Here is a 20,210-nt window from a genome sequence, read left to right as displayed (position 1 = left end):
GTAAAAACAAAGGGTTAGAGCGGCTCCGCGCTGCCATGAAAAGCGGAGCCGCTCTCGTGTTGAACTCAGCCGGCCGCCTTTGCGGAATCCTGCTGGAGTGGATGGATCTGGTTGTTGCCGGCGGCATCCCAGCGCTGAAGCAGCCGATGGAGTTCCTCGCGGTCATGCCGATCGAGCAGCGGCAATCCCGGCACGCGCACGGGGCCCACATCGAGGCCGGAATAGGTGACGGCCTCCTTGACGACAGTCACGTTCGCACCATTGCGGAATTTGGTCCGCATCCGCTCGAACGGTTCAAGCTGGTTGACGATAGCCCTTGCCGCGCCGAAGTCTCCTCTTTCGAGTGCATCGTGAACGGCAAGCGACAGGTGCGGCGCGACATTGACGAGACCGGATGTGAAGCCGCGGGCGCCCGCAGCGGTAAATGTCGGCGCCCAGCTCTCCGCCAGGCCGCAGACGAAAAGCGCGCCGGCCGGATCGGCTGCAGCGATCGCTCTGGACAGCAGCATCAGATCGGTGGTGGCAAATTTGATGCCGGCAATATTGCCGTGGTTTGCGAGACGGGTGATATCTTCGACACTGAAACCCTCGGCCCTGACATAGGCGATGAGCGGCAGGGTGGAAGCATCCGCAAGATTGCAGAAATAGTCGATCTGGGACGAAGGTGCTGCGAAAGGATCGACCGGCTGATGCGACATGACGGCGGATGCGCCGATCGTGGCCGCATCTTTCGCCATGACGATCGCCTCGCGCAGCGATCGGCCGATTGCCGCCGTCACCGGCGCTTTGCCGTTGACGCCTGAAACCGCCGCCTCATGGACGATCCTGATTTCCTGCGGCGTGAGCGCATAGAATTCGCCGGTATTGCCGGCAGCGACAATGTTGTGAATGCCGGCTACCGCCACTCGCTCATAGACTTTCGCCGTGATCCGAGGTTCGACTTCACCTTTGCCGTCATAGGCGGTGACGGGAACACCCGATACGCCTGTAAGCGCCTTGCGCATGGTTGCGATGCTCATCTTTCTTCCCCGTTATCTTTCCATCTATTCGCTGTCATTTCGAAGGGAGGCTCGCTGTCATCCTGGAGGGTGACCTGCCCCGAAGCGGAAGGGCGGGAGGCCCTCTGCATCCACGTCAAAAGCGATGACCGTCCCCGCCTCGAAACGTCCGGTGCGGTCCGTCGACAGGCTCGTGACAAAGAGGGTGCGCAGATCCGGCCCTCCGAAACACGGCATTGTCGGTGCCGCGACCGGCAGAAAGTAGATCTCGACGATTTTGCCTTCGGGCGATATTCGGTTTAGGCGACCGGCGGAAACGCCGGCGCTCCAGTAGAACCCATCGCGATCGGTTGTCGCGCCGTCGGGCCGACCCTCGTCTTCCGTAAAGGTGCGAAGCCGGCGCCCATTGCCGAGGTCGCCCGTATCAGGATCGAAGTCGAATGCCTGCAGGAAGCATTGCCGGCTGTCGGAGTGATACATCCGCCGGCCGTCCGGCGACCAGGCAAGGCCGTTGGAGCTCGTCAGTCCGGTTGCAACGGTCCGCGTGCGGCCATCGGCGCTTACGCGGTAAAGTGCGGCCTCGTCGGTCTGCGGCTTGGCTTCGCTGATCGAGCCGATCCAGAAGTGCCCGTCGGGGCCGACCTTTCCGTCATTGAGGCGGCAGTTGATGTGTCGCCCGACTGGATCGGACACGAGCTCAAAATCTCCAGAGACGGGATCAAAGAGATGGACGCCCGTCTGGAGCGCCACGACGATTTTGTGATCGCGGCAAAGCCCGAGGGCGCCGATTGCGGCCGGCATGTCGAAGCGGTCGATCTTTCCTGAAGCCGAGAGCCGGACGAGAGCTGGCGCCTGAATATCGACGAACCACAAAGTGCCGGTCTCCTCGTCCCATACAGGCGATTCACCGACTGTCAGCGGCTGCTGGATCACGGAACGGACGTCCGGGCGGATGACTAGCGGGGCCGTCATTCAACCGTCTCCAGGCTCTTGGCCAGACCCTCGGCGTCGCGCATGCGGATGGTGCCGTCGTGATTGATTTCACAGAACCCGCCACCCTGGAACGCAAGCGCGACCGGCCCTTCGGATCCCTCCTCGATGCGGGCGTGATCGCGCGGCCGATCCTGTGGCTGGTAGCCCAATCGTGCCGCCAGACCGTTGTCCCACCAGATCTCCTCGGCATCAGAAACGCCATAAACCACCGTTGCTGCGATCGACGGGTGCGACAGGCCGATCCTGACCAATTGCGCCAGGTCTCGGGCGCTGATCCAGATCGCAACGGATCGCTCGCTGTTGGGATAGGTGCCCGCATTGCCGATGCGGATGGAAAGAGAGCGAATGCCTGATGTGTCGTAATACAGCCCCGCCACAAGTTCGCCCCAGCATTTGGAAAGTCCATAAGGGCTGTCGGGGCGCATCGGGTCGAGCGGCGACACGAGCTGGCCGCGCGGATAAAAGCCCGTGGCATGGTTGCTCGATGCATAGACGACCCGCTGGACCTTGTTGGTCCGCGCCGCTTCGTAAAGATTGTATGTTCCAAGCACGTTCGCGTGCAGAATGGCGTTCATGTCGATGCCGCTTGCAATGCCGGCGAGATGAACCACACCGTCGACATCCTTCAGTGCAGCCGTCGCCTCGTCGAGCTTTGCAAGATCGGCCTTGACGAAGTTCTCGTTTTCGCCGAGCCCGGCAGGCTCCTGGAGATCGATCAGGCGCAGCTCTTCGACATGCGATCGAAGGAGCGGGCGCAGCAGAGTTCCTACACGTCCGGCAGCACCCGTCATGGCGACCCGTTTCATCATTTCTCCTCCCATTGTGCTCAAACGCCCTGGAACATGCGGGCGCGAGCATTCAGTATGTGTTTTTTCATCGCATCATGCGCTTCGGTTTCCCGGTGCGCGAAGATCGCCTCGACAATCACCGCATGCTCATCCTGGACGCTGCGGATCTGTTCCGGCGTCCGCTTCAAGCTCAAGCTTCGCGTGACGGAATGCCCGATGGCGAAATGCGGCTTGAACCACTCGCGCAGGGTGATGTGGAACTGGTTACCGGTCGCCATGGCAATTGCGTCATGCAGAGCCTGGTCTTCCTCGGCACCAAGCTCTCCGTTGCGCAGGCATTGTTCGATCGAAAGAAGCGCTGCCGTTATCCGCTCCTTGTCGGCCGGCTGCCAGTTCCGTGCGGCAAGCTCCGCCGCCTCGGCTTCGAGACCGGCGCGGAATTCGAAGAACCGCTGGACATCGGCCAAGGACCCGACCGGCACCATTTTCAGCATCGACGAATCCGGCCTCTGCCTGACATAGGAACCGGAACCCTTGCGCGAAACGACCAAGCCGTCGGCTCTCAAGCGTTCAAGCGCTTCGCGCACGACGGGTCTCGATGCGCCGAAATCTGCGGCAAGCTTCGTCTCCGGTGGCAGTCGTTCGTTCACCGGAAAATTGCCGTCGGCGATCATCCCCACGATCTTCTCGTAGATGATGTCGCTGAAGCGCGTTGCGCCCCTGTTCGAAACGGCATCGACCGTAAATGTCATTCTGGTCCTTTTCTCTCGTCTCTCGACGCCATGCGACGGCGTTGACGGTCGCACCCTGGCTGTCGCCGACCATGATGTTCAGGGCGGCGCACAGCATCTGACAGATCGAACGTTTTTGATCCTGCTGGCCGTATTTCAGCGGCACAACATCGTATTTCGATGCTACATCGCTACAAAATTTGTAATTATCTGTCAACTCTTGTAATCATTTGCGAACGTGTCTATGGTTCAGGTCGTAGCGCCGAGGAGGGCGCAGCGGCGGGTCGGGAGCCCGCCGCATCGGCCGGGGCAAAGGCTGCGCCGGCACAAAAGGGAGGAATTCGATGGCCAATGAAATACTGTCGCGTGGTGTCACCCGCCGCGCCGTACTTGGCGGCATGGCTGGTGTCGCGGCGCTGTCTATCGCCGGTCGCGTCTCTGCCGCAGGTGGCGAAGCGCCAGCACTTGCGCAACTCGCCACGGATGGAAAGCTGCCGCCGCTCGCCGAGCGCCTGCCGAAAAAGCCGATGGTCGTGACGCCGTTCGAGAAAGTCGGCACCTACGGCGGTTCGCTGCGCCGAGGCCTTCGCGGTTCATCCGACCATAACGGCATCCTGCGCATGGTCGGCAACCAGAGCCTCGTGCGCTGGAACCTCGATTTTACCGCCGTGCAGCCGAACCTTGCCGAACGCTGGGAAGTCAGCGATGACGCAACGCAATTCACGTTCCATCTCATCGAAGGCGTGCGCTGGTCGGACGGTCATCCCTTTACGGCCGATGACGTCGTCTTCGCGATCGAAGATTGCGTCAAGAACACCGAGCTTTACAGCTCGACACCGGCGCAGCTTGCGGTCGCCGGCAAGCCGGTCACCGTCGAGAAGATCGACGATTATACGGTGAAGTTCACCTTTGCGGCCGCCAACGCGCTTTATCTGGAAAACCTCGCCACGCCGCTTGGTCAGCATCCGACGCTGTTCCCGAAGCACTACTGCAGCCAGTTCCTGCCGAAATATAATCCGAATATCGAGGCCGATGCGAAGAAGGCCGGCGTCACCAGTTGGACGGAGCTGTTCCGCAGCCGTTGCGGCGACATCGAGATCCCGTCGCGATGGGGTAATGTCGACAAGCCGACACTCGATCCATGGGTGATCAAGGAGCCCTACGCCGGTGGCGCGACGCGCGTCGTCATGACCCGCAACCCTTATTTCTGGCAGGTCGATACCGAGGGCAACCAGCTTCCCTACATCGATGAAATCAACTTCGGCATCTCGCAGGACGTCGAATCGCTGATGCTGAATGTCATCTCGGGAAAGATCGACATCCAGGAACGCCATATCAGCGTTCTGGCCAACAAGCCGACGCTGTCCAAGAACATGGAGAAAGGCGATTATCGGCTGCTGACGCTCGTGCCTTCGGCCTCGCAACAGTGCCAGATCTACTTCAACATCACCCACAAAGATCCTGCCATGCGCAAGATGTTTGCGGATAAGGCGTTCCGGCAAGCGCTCTCGATCGGCATCAATCGCCCGGAACTCATCGACATCGTCTATTTCGGACAGAGCGAGCCCTACCAGGCTGGGCCGCGTCCGACCCATCCCTGGTATAACGAGAAATACGCGCGCCAGTTCACCGAATATGACGCCGACAAGGCAGGCGCGATGCTCGATGAGGCCGGCTACAAAAAAGGCGGCGACGGTTTCCGGCTGAGGCCCGACGGCCAGAAAGTCTTCTTCTCGATCGACGTCATTCCGACGCTCTATCCCGACCTCGTCGATGCCCTGGAGCTGGTCAAGACGCATTGGGCCCAGATCGGTATCGACATGAAGGTCAACACGATCGAGCGGGCGCTCTATTACACCCGCGGCGACGACAACGCCCATGATGCGGCGGTATGGCCAGGCCCCGGCGGTCTCGATCCGATGCTCGACCCGCGCGATTTCTTCGCCTTCCATCCGCAGGGCTCGCGTTACGCCATTCCGTGGACGCTTTGGTACACCTCCAACGGCGCACGTGGCGAAGAACCGCCGGAAAGCCAGAAGAAGCGCATGAAGCTCTTCGACGAAGCACGTTCGACGGCTGATCTCGACAAGCGCGGCGCGATCATGAAGCAGATCTTCGACATCGCGGCTGAGGAGTTCGAGACCGTCGGCCTTTGCCTTGCTGTCGGCGGTTTCGGCATCATCCGCAACAATCTGCGCAATGTTCCCGAGAAGGAGCCGGATAGCTGGTCCTGGCCCAATCCTGGCCCTGCAATGCCGCAGCAATTCACCTTCACGAGCTGATTTTCGTCTTAAGCGCCGTCCCCGACGGTACGGCGCTTTCTTTCAGTTCGCCCTCTGAGATGCCTTGCCGGTCCTGACGGCCGACAAGGCCAGGTGGGCGGCGTTCAATGCAAGAGGCGCCTTATGCTGGTCTTTATCGCCAAACGCTTCCTATGGATGATTCCATCGCTGTTTGCCGTCAGCTTCCTCGCTTTCGTGCTGATCCAGCTGCCGCCGGGCGATTATGTCACGACCTATATTGCGACGCTGGCAGCCTCCAACGAGATCGTCGATCAGAACACGGCGGCGCAGTTGCGCGAACGCTTCGGCCTCGGCGACCCTATGCTCATCCAATATTTCAAATGGATATGGGGCATTCTTACACGCGGCGATTTCGGCATTTCCTTCGAATGGCAGCAGCCGGTCTCTGACCTGATCTGGGAGCGCATGGCGCTGACGCTCGTTCTGGCTCTGTCGACATTGATCGCCACCTGGGCGATCGCGCTGCCGATCGGCGTCTATTCCGCGGTGCGCAAATATTCGATCGGCGACTATTTCTTCACTGCCTTCACCTTTTTCGGCCTGGCCGTTCCGTCCTTCCTGCTGGCGCTGGTACTGATGTATGTCGCGGCGGTCGAATTCGGACAGGATGTCGGCGGGCTCTTTTCGCCGGAATATGAGAACGCGTCCTGGAGCTTCGCCAAGATGGTCGACCTCTTCTCGCATCTCTGGCTTCCCGTCATTATCCTTGCCGTCTCCTCGACGGCGAGCCTCATCCGCGTCATGCGCGCGAACATGCTCGATGAGCTGCCGAAGCCTTACGTCACAACGGCACGGGCAAAAGGTCTCTCTGAGTTCCGGCTGCTGATGAAATATCCTCTGATGATCGCGCTCAATCCGTTCATCTCGACGATTGCCTGGCTGCTGCCGAACCTCATTTCCGGCTCGGTCGTCGTCGCCATCGTCCTCAATCTGCCGACGGCAGCACCTTTGCTGCTGCAGGCGCTGATGGCTCAGGACATGTATCTCGCCGGCGCCTTCGTTCTGCTGATCTGCGCGCTGACGCTGATAGGCTCTTTGATCAGCGACATCCTGCTTGCGCTGGTCGATCCCCGCATCCGGTTGGAATAGGAGCCTTATATGGCCGACATCACCGTCACGAACATTCCGCCGGATCGCGCCGCCGTCGCGTCGCAGTGGCAGCTCATCTGGTGGGCTTTCCGCCGGCATCGGCTGGCCATGGTGGCGCTCGTCGTCACCGTGCTGATGTATATCGTCGCCCTGCTTCCCGGCTTCTTCGCCATCAACGATCCGAACCTGCAAAATGCGCGGGCGACTTTTCACCCGCCGCAGAGATTGCATCTGATCGATACGCAGAACGGGTTCTCCTTCGGCCCGCATTATTATCCGATGAAGCTGACCCGCGATCCTGAGACGCTGGCCGCCATCTTCAAGGAAGACACGACAAAACGTGTCGACGTCCAGTTCTTCGGGCGCGGCTACGAATATTCGGTGTTCGGCCTGTTCAGGACCAACATCCATCTGATCGCCTCACCCGACAAGACGACGCCATTGCTTCTCTTCGGCGCCGACAGGCTTGGGCGCGATGTCTTCAGCCGAACGGTCCAAGGCTCGCAGATCTCGTTGTCGATCGGCCTCGTCGGTGTCTTCTTCTCGCTCATGCTCGGCATCGTGCTCGGCGGTATCTCGGGATATTACGGCGGCCGCATCGATTTCTTCCTGCAGCGGGTGATCGATTTCGTGCTGTCGCTGCCGACGATCCCGATCTGGTTGGCAATGGCCGCGGCGCTGCCGCAGGACTGGCCTGCGACGCTGCAATATATGATGATCACGATCATCCTGTCGCTGACCGGTTGGGCACAGCTCGCCCGCGTCGTTCGCGGCCGCTTCCTGTCTTTGCGCACCGAGGAATTCGTCGCCGCCGCGAGGCTCGACGGTGTTCGCGAAAGGCGCATCATCTTTCGCCACATGTTGCCGAGCTTTGCCAGCCATATCATCGCGTCGATCACGCTTGCGGTGCCGGCGATGATCCTTGCCGAAACCTCTCTCTCCTTCCTCGGGCTCGGTCTGCAGCCACCGACCATCTCCTGGGGCGTGCTTCTGCGCGAGGCCCAGAACATTCGCTCGATCGCCACCGCGCCATGGCTCTTCATGCCGGGCTGTGCCGTCGTGGTCGCCGTGATGGCGCTCAACCTTCTCGGCGACGGCCTGCGCGATGCGGCCGATCCCTACAACAAATGAGGCCGGCATGACCGATATCGTTCCCATTGCCGGCAGGCCGCTGCTCCAGGTGAAAAATCTGACGGTCGAGTTTCCTCTGCGCACCGGCGTCTTTCGCGCCGTTAGCGATCTGTCTTTCTCGATCGAGCCGGGCAAGACGCTCTGTGTCGTCGGCGAAAGCGGTTCCGGCAAGTCGGTGACGGCGCGATCGATCCTGCAGATCGTCGATGCGCCCGGCCGCATATCCGGCGGATCGATCATACTGAACGATCAGGACGGCGGCTCGATCGATCTGACCAGCCTCAATCCGCGCGGGCGTCAGATCCGAGCGATCCGCGGCCGCGACATCGCCATGATCTTCCAGGAGCCGATGTCGTCGCTGTCGCCGATCCACACGGTCGGCAACCAGATCGTCGAGGCGCTTCGCCTTCACACCAGGATGAGCAAGGCAGAGGCGCGCGCTGAAGCCATATCGCTGCTCAAGCAGGTCGAAATTCCCTCGCCTGATAAAGCGCTGGATCGATATGCCTTTCAATATTCCGGCGGGATGCGTCAGCGCGCGATGATTGCCATGGCGCTCGCCTGCAAACCGCAGCTGCTGATCGCCGACGAGCCGACCACGGCCCTCGACGTGACGACCCAGGCCGAAATTCTCGACCTAATCGCAAGGCTGCAGAAGGCCAAGGGCATGGCCGTTCTGTTCATTACCCATGACATGGGCGTCGTGGCGCAGATCGCCGACGATGTGCTCGTCATGCACAACGGCGTCGCCAAGGAATATGCGCCGGTCGAGCAGATTTTTCATGCGCCGCAAGACGACTATACCCGCATGCTGATCGGCTCGGTGCTGAAGCTGGAAGCAAAGGCCGAAATCCGGCAGGCGCGCCCGCCGCTCGATACGACGGCGGCGCCGATCCTCGAACTCCGCAACGTATCGATGGCTTTCGGCGAGGTGAAAGCGCTGGACGATGTTTCCATTTCGCTTCTGCCGGGCGAAACGCTGGGCATCGTCGGCGAGAGCGGCTCCGGAAAGACGACGATGGGCCGCTCGATCATGCGGCTGATCGATCCGACTGCAGGCGAAATCCTCTATCGCCGCGCCGACGGCGACATCATCGATCTGGCAACGGCAAAAGGTCAGACGCTTGCCGCCGCAAGGCGGGAATTGCGAATGGTGTTTCAGGATCCTTTCGGCTCCCTCAACCCGCGCATGACCGTCTCCCAGATCATCGGCGAGCCGCTGCTCGTCAATGGCGTCGCAAAGGGGCGGGCGCTGGAGGAGCGCGTTTGCCATCTGATGGAACAGGTTGGCCTCGATCCGAGGGCCCGCGAACGCTACCCGCACGCATTCTCCGGCGGCCAGCGCCAGCGCATCGGCATTGCCCGAGCCATCACCCTCAATCCGCGTGTCATCGTTGCCGATGAGGCAACCTCGGCGCTCGACGTCTCCGTGCGCTCGCAGGTGCTCGATCTGTTGATGCGCCTGCAGGACGAACTCGGTCTCGCCTATATCTTCATCAGCCATGACATCGGCGTTATCCGCTACATGTGCGACCGTGTCGGCGTCATGTACAAAGGCCAGCTCGTCGAAATTGGCGATGCGGAGAAGGTCTGCCGCACGCCCGAGCACGCCTATACGCAGGCGCTCATATCAGCGATCCCGCGCCCCGATCCGCGCGATCGCGATCATTCGCGGCGTTTCCGCTATGTCGCGCCGGACATTCTGAAAAATGGAACTTTTCAGCGATGAAAATCACCGGGATCCGCACTTTTCTCATGCATGTCGGTCAGCCCGATCCCGCGAACTGGGCTTCCGACCAACGTTCCGGTGGTGGCGCCTCCAAGCAGTTCGGCGGTACTAGAAACTGGCTCTTTCTGAAGATCGATACCGATGAGGGCATTACCGGCATCGGTGAATGCTCGGGCTGGCCGCGTGTCGTCGAGACCGCGATCCATGATCTCGCCCCACTCCTCGTGGGCGAAGATCCGGCTCATATCGAACGGCTGTGGCAGAAGATGCATATCGCCATGATGGGCCATGGCATGCTCGGGACGGTCGGAGGCGGTGCGATGACTGGCATCGACATGGCGCTTTGGGACATCAAGGGCAAGGCGCTCGGCGTGCCTGTCTGGATGCTGCTCGGCGGCAAGGTGCGTGACCGGATTCCGATCTATTCGCATGCGAATACGCCCGAGCGAGCGCTTGCCCTCAAAGAGCGCGGCATAAAGGCGATCAAATGCGGCGGTGTCGCCGATCCGGTCCGCAAGGTCGCCGCGTTGCGTGACGCCGTCGGCGACGACATGGACATCGCCATCGATCTGCATGGACCGCCGTGGCTGACGCCTGCGGATGCCTGCCGGCTGGTTCGGGCGCTCGAACCCTATGAATTGATGTGGGTGGAAGATCCGATCGCGCCGGAGAATTTCGACGGCTACCGGCGCATCCGCGACGCAGCGCATGTGCCGCTTGCGGCCGGCGAACGTTTGGCGACTATCTTCGGCGAGCGCGAGCTCATCGAAAAGGAGCTGGTGGACGTGATCCAGCCGGACACGGGCCGGGCCGGCGGCATCACCCAGATGAAGAAGATCGCAGCCATGGCCGAGGCGCATCATATCCAGATGGCGCCGCATTCGGGCTCGCTTGGCCCGGTGGCGGAATATGCGGCTCTGCATCTGCTTGCGGCGATCCCGAACGCCCTCATTCTCGAGCGCCTCGACGATGACTGGGACGGCCGCCGCCAGACGATCGTGCCGCATCCGCAACAGGTCGCCGGTTTGATCGCCGTTCCTGATGGCCCGGGACTTGGCTGCGATATCGACGAGGCTTTCGTGGCGCGCTTCCCCAGCGAAGGCAATGTCTCGGTGCCGCAAAGTGCCGGCGCCTACAATCCCGGAACCGACAACGAGCATCTCTACGTGCAGACGCGCCTGTCACGCCGCACCTATTTCAATCGCTAGAAGGACAGAAAGATGAAGATCGACCGCATGCGGGTTTTCATGACCCGCGACAAGGACCGTCCCCGCGTGATCGTCGCGCTCGACACCGATGACGGGCTAACTGGCTGGGGCGAATGCTACAATCACGGCCCCGACAAGGCGCTTCCGCCGCTCCTGGATTATCTTTACGAATTTCTATCCGGCCAGGATCCGACACGCGTCGACTATCTCGTCAATCTGTTGATCCAGCAAAGCCGGTTCCCGCCGGGTGCGCTCGGCCTTGCCGCGATCTCCGCGCTCGATCACTGCCTGTGGGACCTCGCCGCCAAGGCGGCAAACGTCCCGGTCTACAAGCTGCTGGGCGGCGAGGTGCGCGACCGCATCAAGGTCTATGCCGGCGTCTATACCGCACCGGATGCACCGGCGGCCCGCGACGAGTTCGATCGTCTGAAGGAGGGGTGGGGTTTCACCGCCTTCAAGCTCAGCCCCTGGCGTATCGACATGCACTCCAATCGCTGGGGCAATGTCGTCAAAGCCTCGGCGGATTATTTCCGCTCGCTGCGCGAAACGGTCAATGACGAATATGAGATCGCCTTCGACGCCCATGCGAAGATTTTCGAGCCGATCGCCGCAAGGCAACTCGGCAATGCCTTGGCACCCTACGACCCCCTGTTTTTCGAGGAGCCGCTGCGTCCTGAAAATATCGAGGCCTGGGGCGATCTGAAACAGGGGCTCAACTGCGTGCTGGCGACCGGCGAGTCGCTCTATAACAGAAACGAGTTCCTGCGCCTGCTGCAGGTCAAGGGCGCCGACCTCATCCAGCCCGACATCTGCGTCGTCGGCGGCATCAGCGAAATGCGCCGTATTGCCACCCTCGCCGAAGCCTTCTTCGTCGGCGTGGCGCCGCACAATCCGATGGGTCCGCTAGCGACGGCGGTCAACGTTCATTTTTCTGCGGCGGCACAGAATTTCCGTATCCTCGAATACCGGCTGCCAAAGGGACAGGCCTACGTCTATGGCGGCCTCGATATCGAGAAGCGGGAGGGGGAAACCCGTTACGTCGTCGATCCCTATCTGCCGAAGGACGGCTATCTGGAGCTGCGTCCCGACCGGCCCGGCTGGGGCGTCGAAATGGACGAGAAGGCGATGGAAGAGGAAGGCTACATCCATTGGCAGCGGCGCGTGCCGAAGCGGCCCGACGGCTCCTACGCCTTCGCCTGAGGGCATTGCCCCCTTTAAAAACAGGAGCTGGCCGCCCGGGTGGACGCCGCCGGCTCCCGCAGGGCTCTAGGCATCTTTCGGCAACACTGAGCGAACTCTTGCGATGAAGACATAGAAGTCCTGCATGAAAGTGCGAAGGAAATCGGCGGTGGTGTCTTTCGTGACCTCGCCGTCATCGGTGATCAGGCCCGGCGTGAACTGGATGTAGGCTTCCGGGGCATTCATCTGGGGAGAGTTGCAGAAACTGAGCACGCTGCGCAAATTCTGCTGGGCGACTGCTGTGCCTATTGCGCCCGGCGACGTGCCGATCACCGCTGACGGTTTACGTGTGAACGAGTTGGTGCCGTAGGGGCGGCTCGCCCAGTCGATTGCGTTTTTCAGCCCGCCGGGTATGGATCGATTGTATTCGGGCGTAACGAACAGCACGGCGTCGACGGCTGCGATTGCCGCCTTGAATGTCTTGCCAGCCGGAGGGTAGTCGGCGTCATAGTCGTAGCTGTAGAGCGGCAGGTCCTTGAAGGATATCTCCGACATTTCAAGTTCCGGCGGCGCGAACCGCACCAACGCCTTGGCGAGCTTGCGGTTGATCGAGCCCTTGGCCAGGCTGCCGATTAGATAACCTACTTTATGCGTGGTCATGGCGTTCTCCAATATCTCGCATGATGATGGCAAGTCACTATTCGCCGAGGAACGTGACCGTCTCGCCGAGCGGGGCGCGGCCTGTACGGGCATAACTGACCGTGGGGTCCTCGTACCCGATCGACATGCCGCAGAAGAGGATGAGCCCGTCGGGGGGTGACAGGACCTCCGCGACCGTCTCGCGAACCTGCGACCACGCCATCTGCGGGCAACTGTGAAGACCTTCGGCGCGGAGCAGCAGCATGACCGTCTGCAGATACATGCCGACGTCGGCCCATTGGGGCAGGCCCAGGTCACGATCGATGTAGCAGAACAGGGCGGCGGGCGCGCCGAAACAGTTCCAGTTGGCGATTGCTGCCCGCTGGCGCGCCTCCCAATCCTCGCGCGCAATACCGAGCGCGCTGTAGCGCTCCTTGCCGAAGGCGGACCGGCGCTCCCCATAGGGGGACTTCAGTGCGGGCGGGTACATCTCGTACTGCCGCTTGTCCCAGGCGTCGCCATGGGCCACGCGCTCGACGGCGGACGTCTTGAGCTCAGCCAGCGGCGCGCCGGTCATCACGTAGGTGTTCCACGGCTGGATGTTCGATCCTGACGGCGACCAAGCTGCGGCGGACAGCACACGCTCAAGCACCTCCCTCTCCACAGGCTTGTCTTTGAACCCGCGCACCGATCGTCGACTTTTGACTGCCTCATATACGTCCATGATCGCCTCCGTCCGCCCGGACGGCCGGGCCAGCGTTGTGGCCCAACATCGCGCCTGGCAGCGCTCGCATCCCATCGCTGACCGCCGTTACGTCAATCTCGCCGATATCAAGCGCATAGCGCGACGGAACCAGCTCGCCGGGTTCCAGTCTGCCGGGGTATGAGGTGTTGTCCATACTCATGGTCGTTTCGTCCTGACTGTTCCGTTCCTGATGTGGTTCATTATCTCCATTCGCAATGGAGGCGTAATCACACGGTGGTCTAGGAGGGGTACATCAAACGTACATCAGGGATCGATGTGTTCGAGGGGCATGTCGGCGAGGCATCGCGGGACTTGGCGCTTACACTCAAGCCGCAGTCATCTCCTCGAAACCGCGTTCTTCGCCATTGCGCTGCTCTTCGCTGCCGCGGCGCCAACCATCAGCTGTGTAGGATCGACGTTTCGTATTTTTTATTGGGTGCCCAGGGCTCGGACACATTCTACTTCGGTGCGACGGTACGATCCGAAGATGTCAGCGAGCGTATCGAGCATTGCCCTGGCCGCGCCGGATTGAAGTGAATAGTAGATCGTCTGAGCAGCTCTTCGCGTCTGCACGAGTTCCTGTTCTCGAAGAATTGCCAAATGCTGGGACGTCGAAGATTGGCTCAAGCCCACCTCGTCGGCCAGGAGGCTCACGGACATTTCTCCCTCGGCCAGCAGATGCAGAATGTGAAGCCGTTTGGCATTCCCCATAGCCGACAAGAAGTTTGCTTCGTTTTCGAAGGCGTTGGTTTCAGGGGAAGGCGCGGTTGACGATTGATTGTTCACGGCGAGATCTCCTTTAGGGAACCAAAGCTGGGCACCAGGTCATATCCCCGAGCTTTAATTTAGGATTACCGCATGAGAGCGAGACCGAAACCCATTGCCGGCGCCGCATCGCTTTTTTTGGCGCAAATCGGATACGACTCGCCTCAAATGGACAGCGGTCGCAGATGATGTTCGAGGCCGGTATCTTCCACCATTGGAAGACACGCGGCTAAAAGCATAAATCAATGACTTGAAGCGCGCGTCGATGATTAGCGCGCGCCAGCCTGGCGCATCTGCATGGGCAGTGTTTCCCACGCTCGGATCAATTCGCCGATGGAGGCGGCCTCCATCTTGTGCATGACATTGCTGCGATGCAGCTTGACCGTCACTTCGCTGATGCCGAGATCGAAGGCGATCTGCTTGTTGAGGCGTCCGCGCGCCACTTCATGCAGAACCTCGCGCTCGCGCTGCGTCAGCGTCTCCAAGCGCTTGATATTGCGCTCGGCGACCGCGGCTTCCGCCCTTCGTTCGGCATCCATCGCAATGGCCGCTGTGATGGCGTCGAGCAGCGTCTGGTCCCGCACCGGTTTGGTGAGAAAATCCACGGCGCCGGCCTTCATCGCCTGGACGGTCATCGGAATATCGCCATGCCCAGTCAGGAAGATGATCGGTTTGGATATGCCGTTTTCAGCCAGATGGCGCTGCAGGTGGAGGCCGCTTGCTCCCGGCATGCGCACATCGAGGATCAGGCAGCCGGGGCAATCCAGGATATCGGCGTCAAGCAATTCGCGGGTCGAAGCAAAACTGGTCGACTGGAAACCCGCCGACAGGATCAGCTCCGACAGCGCCTCGCGAACAGAGGCGTCGTCATCGACGATAATGACGAGCGGCTGGTTCTCGTCATAACTGCACTGCAATGATAACGGCGCCGATCTCCGCAGCAACGGCTGGTCAACTCTCATGTTACCCTCCATCTGTCGATTTATGCAAAGCGTTGGCGATGGCCGCCAGCAGCGCCTGGGCATCGAAAGGCTTGCGGAAAAATCCGCCCACGCCTTGAGCGCGGCCCTGATCTGCTATCTCGTGGCGGCCCGTGATCAGGAATACCGGCAGCTCCGGCCGTGATTTCCTCACCAGGTCGCGAAGTTCGAAGCCGTCGATGCCAGGCATTCCGATATCGGTGATGAGCAGGTCGAGGTCCGACAGCCCATTGACGAGCAGCGAGCCCGCCGACGAGAAGCTGCGAGCCACATAACCCGCAGATTCCAGAAGGTCGCCCATCGATTCAAGCAGCCTTGGATCGTCATCGACAATTGCCACGACGTGTCTTGTCTTGTTCATGTTCAATTCCCTCCCACTCGGCGCGAGTGGGTTATCGGTATTTCCAATCTCTCCGCGATCCGGACGAGATCGGCGAGCGATGCCGCCGCCATTTTCTGCATCACATTTCTTCTATGGATCTGCAGCGTCACTTCGCTGATCCCCAATTCGGCTGCTGCTTGCTTGTTGAGAAGGCCGCTGACGACGAGCGGCAGCACCTCGCGCTCCCGCGGCGTCAGGTCGAGATAGTGTTGCCTCAGCATGTGGAGTTCGGCGCGTTGCGATCTCTTCTCCCGATCCTCAGCGATCGCCGCGTGAATTGCCGCCATCAGGTCCGCGTCGCTGAAGGGTTTGGTCAGGAAATCCACCGCGCCATGCTTGATCGCACGCACGGAGGAGGGGATGTCGCCGTGTCCTGTGATGAAGACGATCGGCGGATGGTCCCTGTCGGCGATCTGTTTCTGCAGATCCAGGCCATTGATATCAGGCAGCTCGATATCGAGGATGAGGCAGGCGGGGACATCCGGCTTGTCCGCTCTGACGTAATCGCAGGCTGATTCGAAGGCGATGGCGCGCATGCCATGCGATTCCAGCAGCTCGCCGAGGGCTTCCCGAATGCGTCCATCGTCATCGACGATGAAGACAATATGGTCATCGGCTGTCATGGCGCCGCCTTCGTTTCTATGGGCAAGGTGAAGATCAACGTCGCTCCGCGCGGATTGTTCTTCTCGGCCCACAACCGTCCGCCGTGCAGCTCGACGATCGATCGGCAGATCGCCAGCCCCATGCCCATGCCATTTTCTTTCGTCGTGAAGAACGGCTCGAACATCCTCTCGGGAAACTCGATGCCCGGGCCGTGGTCGCTGATTTCGGTCCGGACGGCATTCCCCATATGCTGCACACGGATCTCGATCACCCTGTCGTCTGCAACGGCGTCCATCGCCTCGATGCCGTTGCGGATGAGATTGATCAGCACCTGCTGGATCTGGACGCGGTCGATTGCGACCAGCGGAAGGTTGCCCTCAATGCCCATGTCGATCCGAACGCGGCGGCGCGCCGCTTCGTCGGCCATGAGGTTGCGCGCTTCGTCGACGACGCCGGAGAGCGTCGTGTGGACCCTGCGGTCTGCGGATTGCTTGAACAATGCGCGGATACGGCTGACGACATCTGCCGCTGAGTTAGCGTCCCGGATGATGCGCTCCACCGTCCTCTGCGCCCGCTCCATATTCGGCGGTTCGGCCATGAGCCAGCGCTGACAGGCATGTGAGTTGGCCACGACGGCCGCGAGCGGCTGGTTCACCTCGTGCGCGATCGAGGCCGAAAGCTCGGCGAGGCTCGCCACCTGGCTCGCCCGTGCAAGGCCTTCTCGCGCCTGACGCAAATCTTCCTCCGCCCGAACCTCACCGTCGATATCAAGGCAGATGACATTCCACTGGACGATGATGCCGTCGGCATCGCGCATCGGCGCCGCACGCGTCTCAACCCAGCGATATTCACCATCGTGGCGCCGCAGACGATGCCTGCGCGCATAGGGCTCGCCGGTGGACAATGAATAGGCATAGTTCTCTTTGACCCCCGCCACGTCGTCGGGATGAACACCGGCATCGAGTGTGCCGTCCAGCCGGGTTTTCCCCGTTCCGTCCAGCTCTTCGAGATTATATCCGAGGAAGTCGCGGAGCTGAGGGTTTCGGTATACCGGTTCTCCATCAGGCGCCGCGCAATCGATCATGGCCGGCAGCGTTTCGACGATCTGCCAGAGCGAGCGTTCTCTCTCTCGCAACGCCTCCTCGACGCGCAGCTGATCGTCGATGTCATGCGTCAGACCGTACCACTGGACGATCCGGCCGCTCTCGTCCCGCAGAGGCTCGGCGCTGCCTTTCATCCAGCGGTAGACGCCGTCGGCGCGCCGCAGGCGATATTGCTTGGAGAAGCGCTCGCCGGTGACGAAGGAATGGTCGAGCGCTTCGGCGAGGCTCTCCGCATCGTCAGGGTGGACGGCGGCTTCCATGATGGCGGAAAGACGGTTCATGCCGGGCTTGTCTGCATCGGCAACGTCCAGTCCCAGAAAACTGATCAGCCGTTTGTTGAAGAAAGTCGGCTCGCCCTGCGAATCCAACCGCCAGAGAAGACTCGGAACGATGTCGACGAGCTGTGACAGCTCGCGTTCCCGCTCTCGCAGGGCCTGTTGCGCGCGCACTTCGTCGTCGATGTCGAGTGCAGCAGCGTACCATTGTAGAATAATTCCGTTTTCATCCCGCAATGGTTCTGCGCGACCCTCCATCCAGCGATATTCGCCGTCCGCACGGCGCCGACGATACCTTATGGTGTAGGGTTCGCCGGTGGCGAGGGCATGGCTGAGCACCTCTCTCATGCGGGGTGCATCCTCGGGATGGACTGTCGCCCCAATGATGGCCGCTGAGCGGCTGACGTCCGGCTTGTCCCAAGCCGCGACGTCATCCACCCCGATGGATTCCAGGGTACGCTTGCTGAAGAAGGTCGGCTCGCCGCTGGGCGCCATGCGGGCAATATGAACGGGGACCATATCGACGAGCAATGACAGCTCCCGCTCACGTTCGCGTAACGCCTCCAGCGCACGCACCTCATCGTCGATGTCGAGAGAAACGCCATACCATTCCACGACCGTTCCGTTTTCGTCGCGCCGCGGCTCCACCCGGCACTCTGCCCAGCGGTAGACATCATCCTTTTCGCGCCAGCGAAATCGCATCGCGCAGCCGCCGCCGGTTTCGAAGCAGTTCCTGAGCGTACGCTGAACGTCGGGAGCGTCTTCGGGATGAACCAGCTGCTGCAGCAGATCGTCGATGCGCGGCTCACCGAGAGCGTCGAAATCGGCGATAACGGAGCGGAAATGATCCTGATACCGCTTGTTGAAATAGAACGAGCCGCCGGTGGGCTCCACACTCCAGATGCGGACCGGTACGGCGTCTATGATCTGCTGAAGCTGTTGCTGGCTCCGCCGCACAGCCTCTTCGGCATGAACCTGATCGTCGATATCGTGACAAAGACCGTACCACTGAACGATGCGCCCCGACTGATCCCGCATCGGTTCGGCACGGCTCGACATCCAGCGATAGAGGCCGTCGGCGCGGCGCAGTCGATACCGCATGGCGAAGCTTTCGCCGGTAACGAGGCAATGGCGAAGGGCATCTCCGAACCCCGCCGCGTCCTCGGGATGAACGGTGGCCTCCAGGACAGCCTCCAGCCGGCTCATGCCGGGCTTGTCGAAATCCGCCACATCGAGACCGAGAAAATCGATCATCCGTTTGTTAAAGAAGGTCGGCTCACCGTCAGGGGTCAGACGCCAGACGTGGCTCGGAACCATATCCACGAGCTGCGAGAGTTCCCGCTCGCGGTCGCGCAGCGTATCCAGGCTTTGGCGCAATGTGAGCACTGCCAGCTGGTGCTGCCGGGATATGGCGGCCACGATGAGCGCCGAAAATGCCGAGATGGCCAGAAAAAGCTGCAGCATGACCTGCTTGTGCTTCTGGGATTCGGGATCGCCGGCAAATTGGCTGGTGCCTGTTATCGTGAACAGCGCCGTGATCAGGGCGAGGAGAGCCAAGGATACGGCAGCGCCTTTGAACTCGAAGCGAACCGCGGCCCAAAGAAGAGGCGGCATGATGATGTATGCGAAGGGGAGGTAGCCGCTCAGAGAAAGAGCGGCAACGCCGAGAAAGATCAGTGCCAGGACGCAAGCTTCCACCCATTGCGCGGCCGAGAGCCGGGTCTTGCCACGCCAGCTGTGAAACACGACCAGTGCCAGCGGCGCTACGATCAGGACGCCGGTGGCGTCCCCGATCCACCATAGAGGCCAAGCCGTTGCGAAGGATTGCGATTGTATGCCAAACCACGCCAGGGTCGCACTTCCCACGGTCGCGCTGACGATGGGCGCGATCCCAGCCCCCAGTACGACGAATGCGAGAACCTCCTGCAAGGTCTCCAACCGAACCGGCCGCGTCAAGGTCCGGTTGACGAGCCATGCCCCGGCAACCGCTTCAAGGGCGTTGCCGATGTAGATCAGGAAAGCCGCAGGCAGTGGACTGTGGAACCACAGAAAATTGCTGAACAATTCAGCCAGGCAGCCTCCCAGCACCCACCAAGGCCAGCTGTAGCCGGATGCGACGACAAGTGTCGCGATGAAAAGCCCCGCCGCTGGCCAGATGGAAATACCTGTTCCAGGGACGATCGCGAGCGACTGCGCGAATCCGCAGGCCAGCACATAGGCCGCAATAAAAAGCCCCAGGTGCAGGAGTTGGGGGCGGTGCGACCAGACGCTGATCATCAGCTGTTCCTGCAGGACAGACAAAGTCAGGGGATCGTCAGCGTTTCGTACTGTCGTTGTTCTCAATTTCGGGTCTGGCGGGCTCATATTCGAACCGTAACCCCGCCACATTGCAACCGCAACTCATGGAAACCCATGCATTGCGCGGGATGTAGCCGCCGCGCCGGGTCGGAATTTTCCGCGCGACCGAAGACCGGCATGTCGTTCCGTCTTGCCGATTGGTCTTCCTAACCTTCGGGATGGCTCCGCTATATCCCAAGGATAAGCCGCTAGACCTCTTACATAGTGGAAG

The 20,210-nt window shown here is 61.0% G+C and carries 17 protein-coding genes; 6 read left to right on the top strand and 11 right to left on the bottom strand.

Features of this window, described 5'->3' with window-relative positions; all coding sequences use genetic code 11:
- Positions 1-65: 65 nt before the first annotated feature.
- Genes MOV76_RS03190 through MOV76_RS03175 form a run of 4 tightly spaced genes read right to left on the bottom strand, consistent with a single transcriptional unit; the run spans position 66 to position 3,531 of the window.
- Positions 66-1,019, bottom strand: a complete 954-nt coding sequence (locus tag MOV76_RS03190; protein ID WP_247263808.1) for a dihydrodipicolinate synthase family protein — start codon at positions 1,017-1,019, stop codon at positions 66-68.
- A 57-nt stretch (positions 1,020-1,076) separates the two neighbouring features.
- Positions 1,077-1,970 (bottom strand): SMP-30/gluconolactonase/LRE family protein, encoded by an 894-nt coding sequence (locus MOV76_RS03185; protein WP_247263807.1) that lies wholly within the window; start codon positions 1,968-1,970, stop codon positions 1,077-1,079.
- On the bottom strand, positions 1,967-2,797 hold the full coding sequence (locus MOV76_RS03180) for an NAD(P)-dependent oxidoreductase (RefSeq protein WP_193443048.1): 831 nt from the start codon (positions 2,795-2,797) through the stop codon (positions 1,967-1,969). The genes MOV76_RS03185 and MOV76_RS03180 overlap by 4 nt, the downstream gene beginning before the upstream one ends.
- Positions 2,798-2,817: 20 nt before the next feature.
- On the bottom strand, positions 2,818-3,531 hold the full coding sequence (locus MOV76_RS03175) for a FadR/GntR family transcriptional regulator (RefSeq protein WP_020493434.1): 714 nt from the start codon (positions 3,529-3,531) through the stop codon (positions 2,818-2,820).
- Between the two features lie 323 nt (positions 3,532-3,854).
- Between MOV76_RS03175 and MOV76_RS03170 the strand changes: the two genes are divergently transcribed.
- The 6 genes from MOV76_RS03170 to MOV76_RS03145 all read left to right on the top strand — a co-directional run bounded on the left by MOV76_RS03170 (position 3,855) and on the right by MOV76_RS03145 (position 12,170).
- Positions 3,855-5,792 carry an ABC transporter substrate-binding protein gene (locus MOV76_RS03170; RefSeq protein ID WP_247263806.1) on the top strand — a complete coding sequence of 646 codons (1,938 nt, stop codon included), beginning with the start codon at positions 3,855-3,857 and terminating at the stop codon, positions 5,790-5,792.
- 123 nt (positions 5,793-5,915) lie between these two features.
- Positions 5,916-6,902, top strand: a complete 987-nt coding sequence (locus MOV76_RS03165; protein ID WP_018245806.1) for an ABC transporter permease — start codon at positions 5,916-5,918, stop codon at positions 6,900-6,902.
- Between the two features lie 9 nt (positions 6,903-6,911).
- The gene (locus tag MOV76_RS03160; protein ID WP_017967395.1) at positions 6,912-8,033 is read left to right on the top strand and encodes an ABC transporter permease; all 1,122 of its coding nucleotides are present in this window, start codon (positions 6,912-6,914) and stop codon (positions 8,031-8,033) included.
- Positions 8,034-8,040: 7 nt separating this feature from the next.
- Positions 8,041-9,762: an ABC transporter ATP-binding protein gene (locus tag MOV76_RS03155; RefSeq protein WP_247263805.1), complete on the top strand. Its 1,722-nt coding sequence runs from the start codon at positions 8,041-8,043 to the stop codon at positions 9,760-9,762.
- Complete coding sequence (locus MOV76_RS03150; RefSeq protein ID WP_018444922.1) at positions 9,759-10,970, top strand: mandelate racemase/muconate lactonizing enzyme family protein; 1,212 nt, start codon at positions 9,759-9,761, stop codon at positions 10,968-10,970. Before MOV76_RS03155 ends, MOV76_RS03150 begins: the two co-directional genes overlap by 4 nt.
- Before the next feature lie 12 nt (positions 10,971-10,982).
- Positions 10,983-12,170 carry a galactarate dehydratase gene (locus tag MOV76_RS03145; RefSeq protein ID WP_018245802.1) on the top strand — a complete coding sequence of 396 codons (1,188 nt, stop codon included), beginning with the start codon at positions 10,983-10,985 and terminating at the stop codon, positions 12,168-12,170.
- Between the two features lie 66 nt (positions 12,171-12,236).
- On the opposite strand, the gene MOV76_RS03140 is transcribed toward MOV76_RS03145, so the two are convergent.
- The 7 genes from MOV76_RS03140 to MOV76_RS03110 all read right to left on the bottom strand — a co-directional run bounded on the left by MOV76_RS03140 (position 12,237) and on the right by MOV76_RS03110 (position 19,918).
- On the bottom strand, positions 12,237-12,809 hold the full coding sequence (locus tag MOV76_RS03140) for an NADPH-dependent FMN reductase (RefSeq protein ID WP_247263804.1): 573 nt from the start codon (positions 12,807-12,809) through the stop codon (positions 12,237-12,239).
- Positions 12,810-12,846: 37 nt separating this feature from the next.
- Entirely contained in the window at positions 12,847-13,512 is a 666-nt protein-coding gene (locus MOV76_RS03135) for a nitroreductase (RefSeq protein ID WP_018245800.1), read from the bottom strand.
- 450 nt (positions 13,513-13,962) lie between these two features.
- A complete protein-coding gene (locus MOV76_RS03130) occupies positions 13,963-14,319 on the bottom strand; it encodes a helix-turn-helix transcriptional regulator (RefSeq protein ID WP_018245798.1) in 357 nt (118 codons plus the stop codon).
- 248 nt (positions 14,320-14,567) lie between these two features.
- Entirely contained in the window at positions 14,568-15,260 is a 693-nt protein-coding gene (locus MOV76_RS03125) for a response regulator transcription factor (RefSeq protein ID WP_247263803.1), read from the bottom strand.
- A gap of 1 nt (position 15,261) precedes the next feature.
- The gene (locus tag MOV76_RS03120; protein ID WP_018516604.1) at positions 15,262-15,639 is read right to left on the bottom strand and encodes a response regulator; all 378 of its coding nucleotides are present in this window, start codon (positions 15,637-15,639) and stop codon (positions 15,262-15,264) included.
- Positions 15,640-15,641: 2 nt separating this feature from the next.
- Complete coding sequence (locus MOV76_RS03115; protein ID WP_018444917.1) at positions 15,642-16,283, bottom strand: response regulator transcription factor; 642 nt, start codon at positions 16,281-16,283, stop codon at positions 15,642-15,644.
- Positions 16,280-19,918 carry a PAS domain-containing protein gene (locus tag MOV76_RS03110; RefSeq protein ID WP_247263802.1) on the bottom strand — a complete coding sequence of 1,213 codons (3,639 nt, stop codon included), beginning with the start codon at positions 19,916-19,918 and terminating at the stop codon, positions 16,280-16,282. The genes MOV76_RS03115 and MOV76_RS03110 overlap by 4 nt, the downstream gene beginning before the upstream one ends.
- Between the last annotated feature and the right edge of the window lie 292 nt (positions 19,919-20,210).

This window comes from Rhizobium sp. PRIMUS64 (genome assembly GCF_023006465.1).
GTDB lineage: Bacteria > Pseudomonadota > Alphaproteobacteria > Rhizobiales > Rhizobiaceae > Rhizobium > Rhizobium leguminosarum.
The sequence above is the reverse complement of the archived record's forward strand: the minus strand, read 5'-3'. Positions and strand labels throughout refer to the sequence as shown.

Bases quoted from the DNA above. Each gene is read 5' to 3' on its own strand.
- MOV76_RS03190 (WP_247263808.1), bottom strand. From the start codon at position 1,019: ATGAGCATCGCAACCATGCGCAAGGCGCTTACAGGCGTATCGGGTGTT.
- MOV76_RS03185 (WP_247263807.1), bottom strand. From the start codon at position 1,970: ATGACGGCCCCGCTAGTCATCCGCCCGGACGTCCGTTCCGTGATCCAG.
- MOV76_RS03180 (WP_193443048.1), bottom strand. From the start codon at position 2,797: ATGAAACGGGTCGCCATGACGGGTGCTGCCGGACGTGTAGGAACTCTG.
- MOV76_RS03175 (WP_020493434.1), bottom strand. From the start codon at position 3,531: ATGACATTTACGGTCGATGCCGTTTCGAACAGGGGCGCAACGCGCTTC.
- MOV76_RS03170 (WP_247263806.1), top strand. From the start codon at position 3,855: ATGGCCAATGAAATACTGTCGCGTGGTGTCACCCGCCGCGCCGTACTT.
- MOV76_RS03165 (WP_018245806.1), top strand. From the start codon at position 5,916: ATGCTGGTCTTTATCGCCAAACGCTTCCTATGGATGATTCCATCGCTG.
- MOV76_RS03160 (WP_017967395.1), top strand. From the start codon at position 6,912: ATGGCCGACATCACCGTCACGAACATTCCGCCGGATCGCGCCGCCGTC.
- MOV76_RS03155 (WP_247263805.1), top strand. From the start codon at position 8,041: ATGACCGATATCGTTCCCATTGCCGGCAGGCCGCTGCTCCAGGTGAAA.
- MOV76_RS03150 (WP_018444922.1), top strand. From the start codon at position 9,759: ATGAAAATCACCGGGATCCGCACTTTTCTCATGCATGTCGGTCAGCCC.
- MOV76_RS03145 (WP_018245802.1), top strand. From the start codon at position 10,983: ATGAAGATCGACCGCATGCGGGTTTTCATGACCCGCGACAAGGACCGT.
- MOV76_RS03140 (WP_247263804.1), bottom strand. From the start codon at position 12,809: ATGACCACGCATAAAGTAGGTTATCTAATCGGCAGCCTGGCCAAGGGC.
- MOV76_RS03135 (WP_018245800.1), bottom strand. From the start codon at position 13,512: ATGGACGTATATGAGGCAGTCAAAAGTCGACGATCGGTGCGCGGGTTC.
- MOV76_RS03125 (WP_247263803.1), bottom strand. From the start codon at position 15,260: ATGAGAGTTGACCAGCCGTTGCTGCGGAGATCGGCGCCGTTATCATTG.
- MOV76_RS03120 (WP_018516604.1), bottom strand. From the start codon at position 15,639: ATGAACAAGACAAGACACGTCGTGGCAATTGTCGATGACGATCCAAGG.
- MOV76_RS03115 (WP_018444917.1), bottom strand. From the start codon at position 16,283: ATGACAGCCGATGACCATATTGTCTTCATCGTCGATGACGATGGACGC.
- MOV76_RS03110 (WP_247263802.1), bottom strand. From the start codon at position 19,918: ATGATCAGCGTCTGGTCGCACCGCCCCCAACTCCTGCACCTGGGGCTT.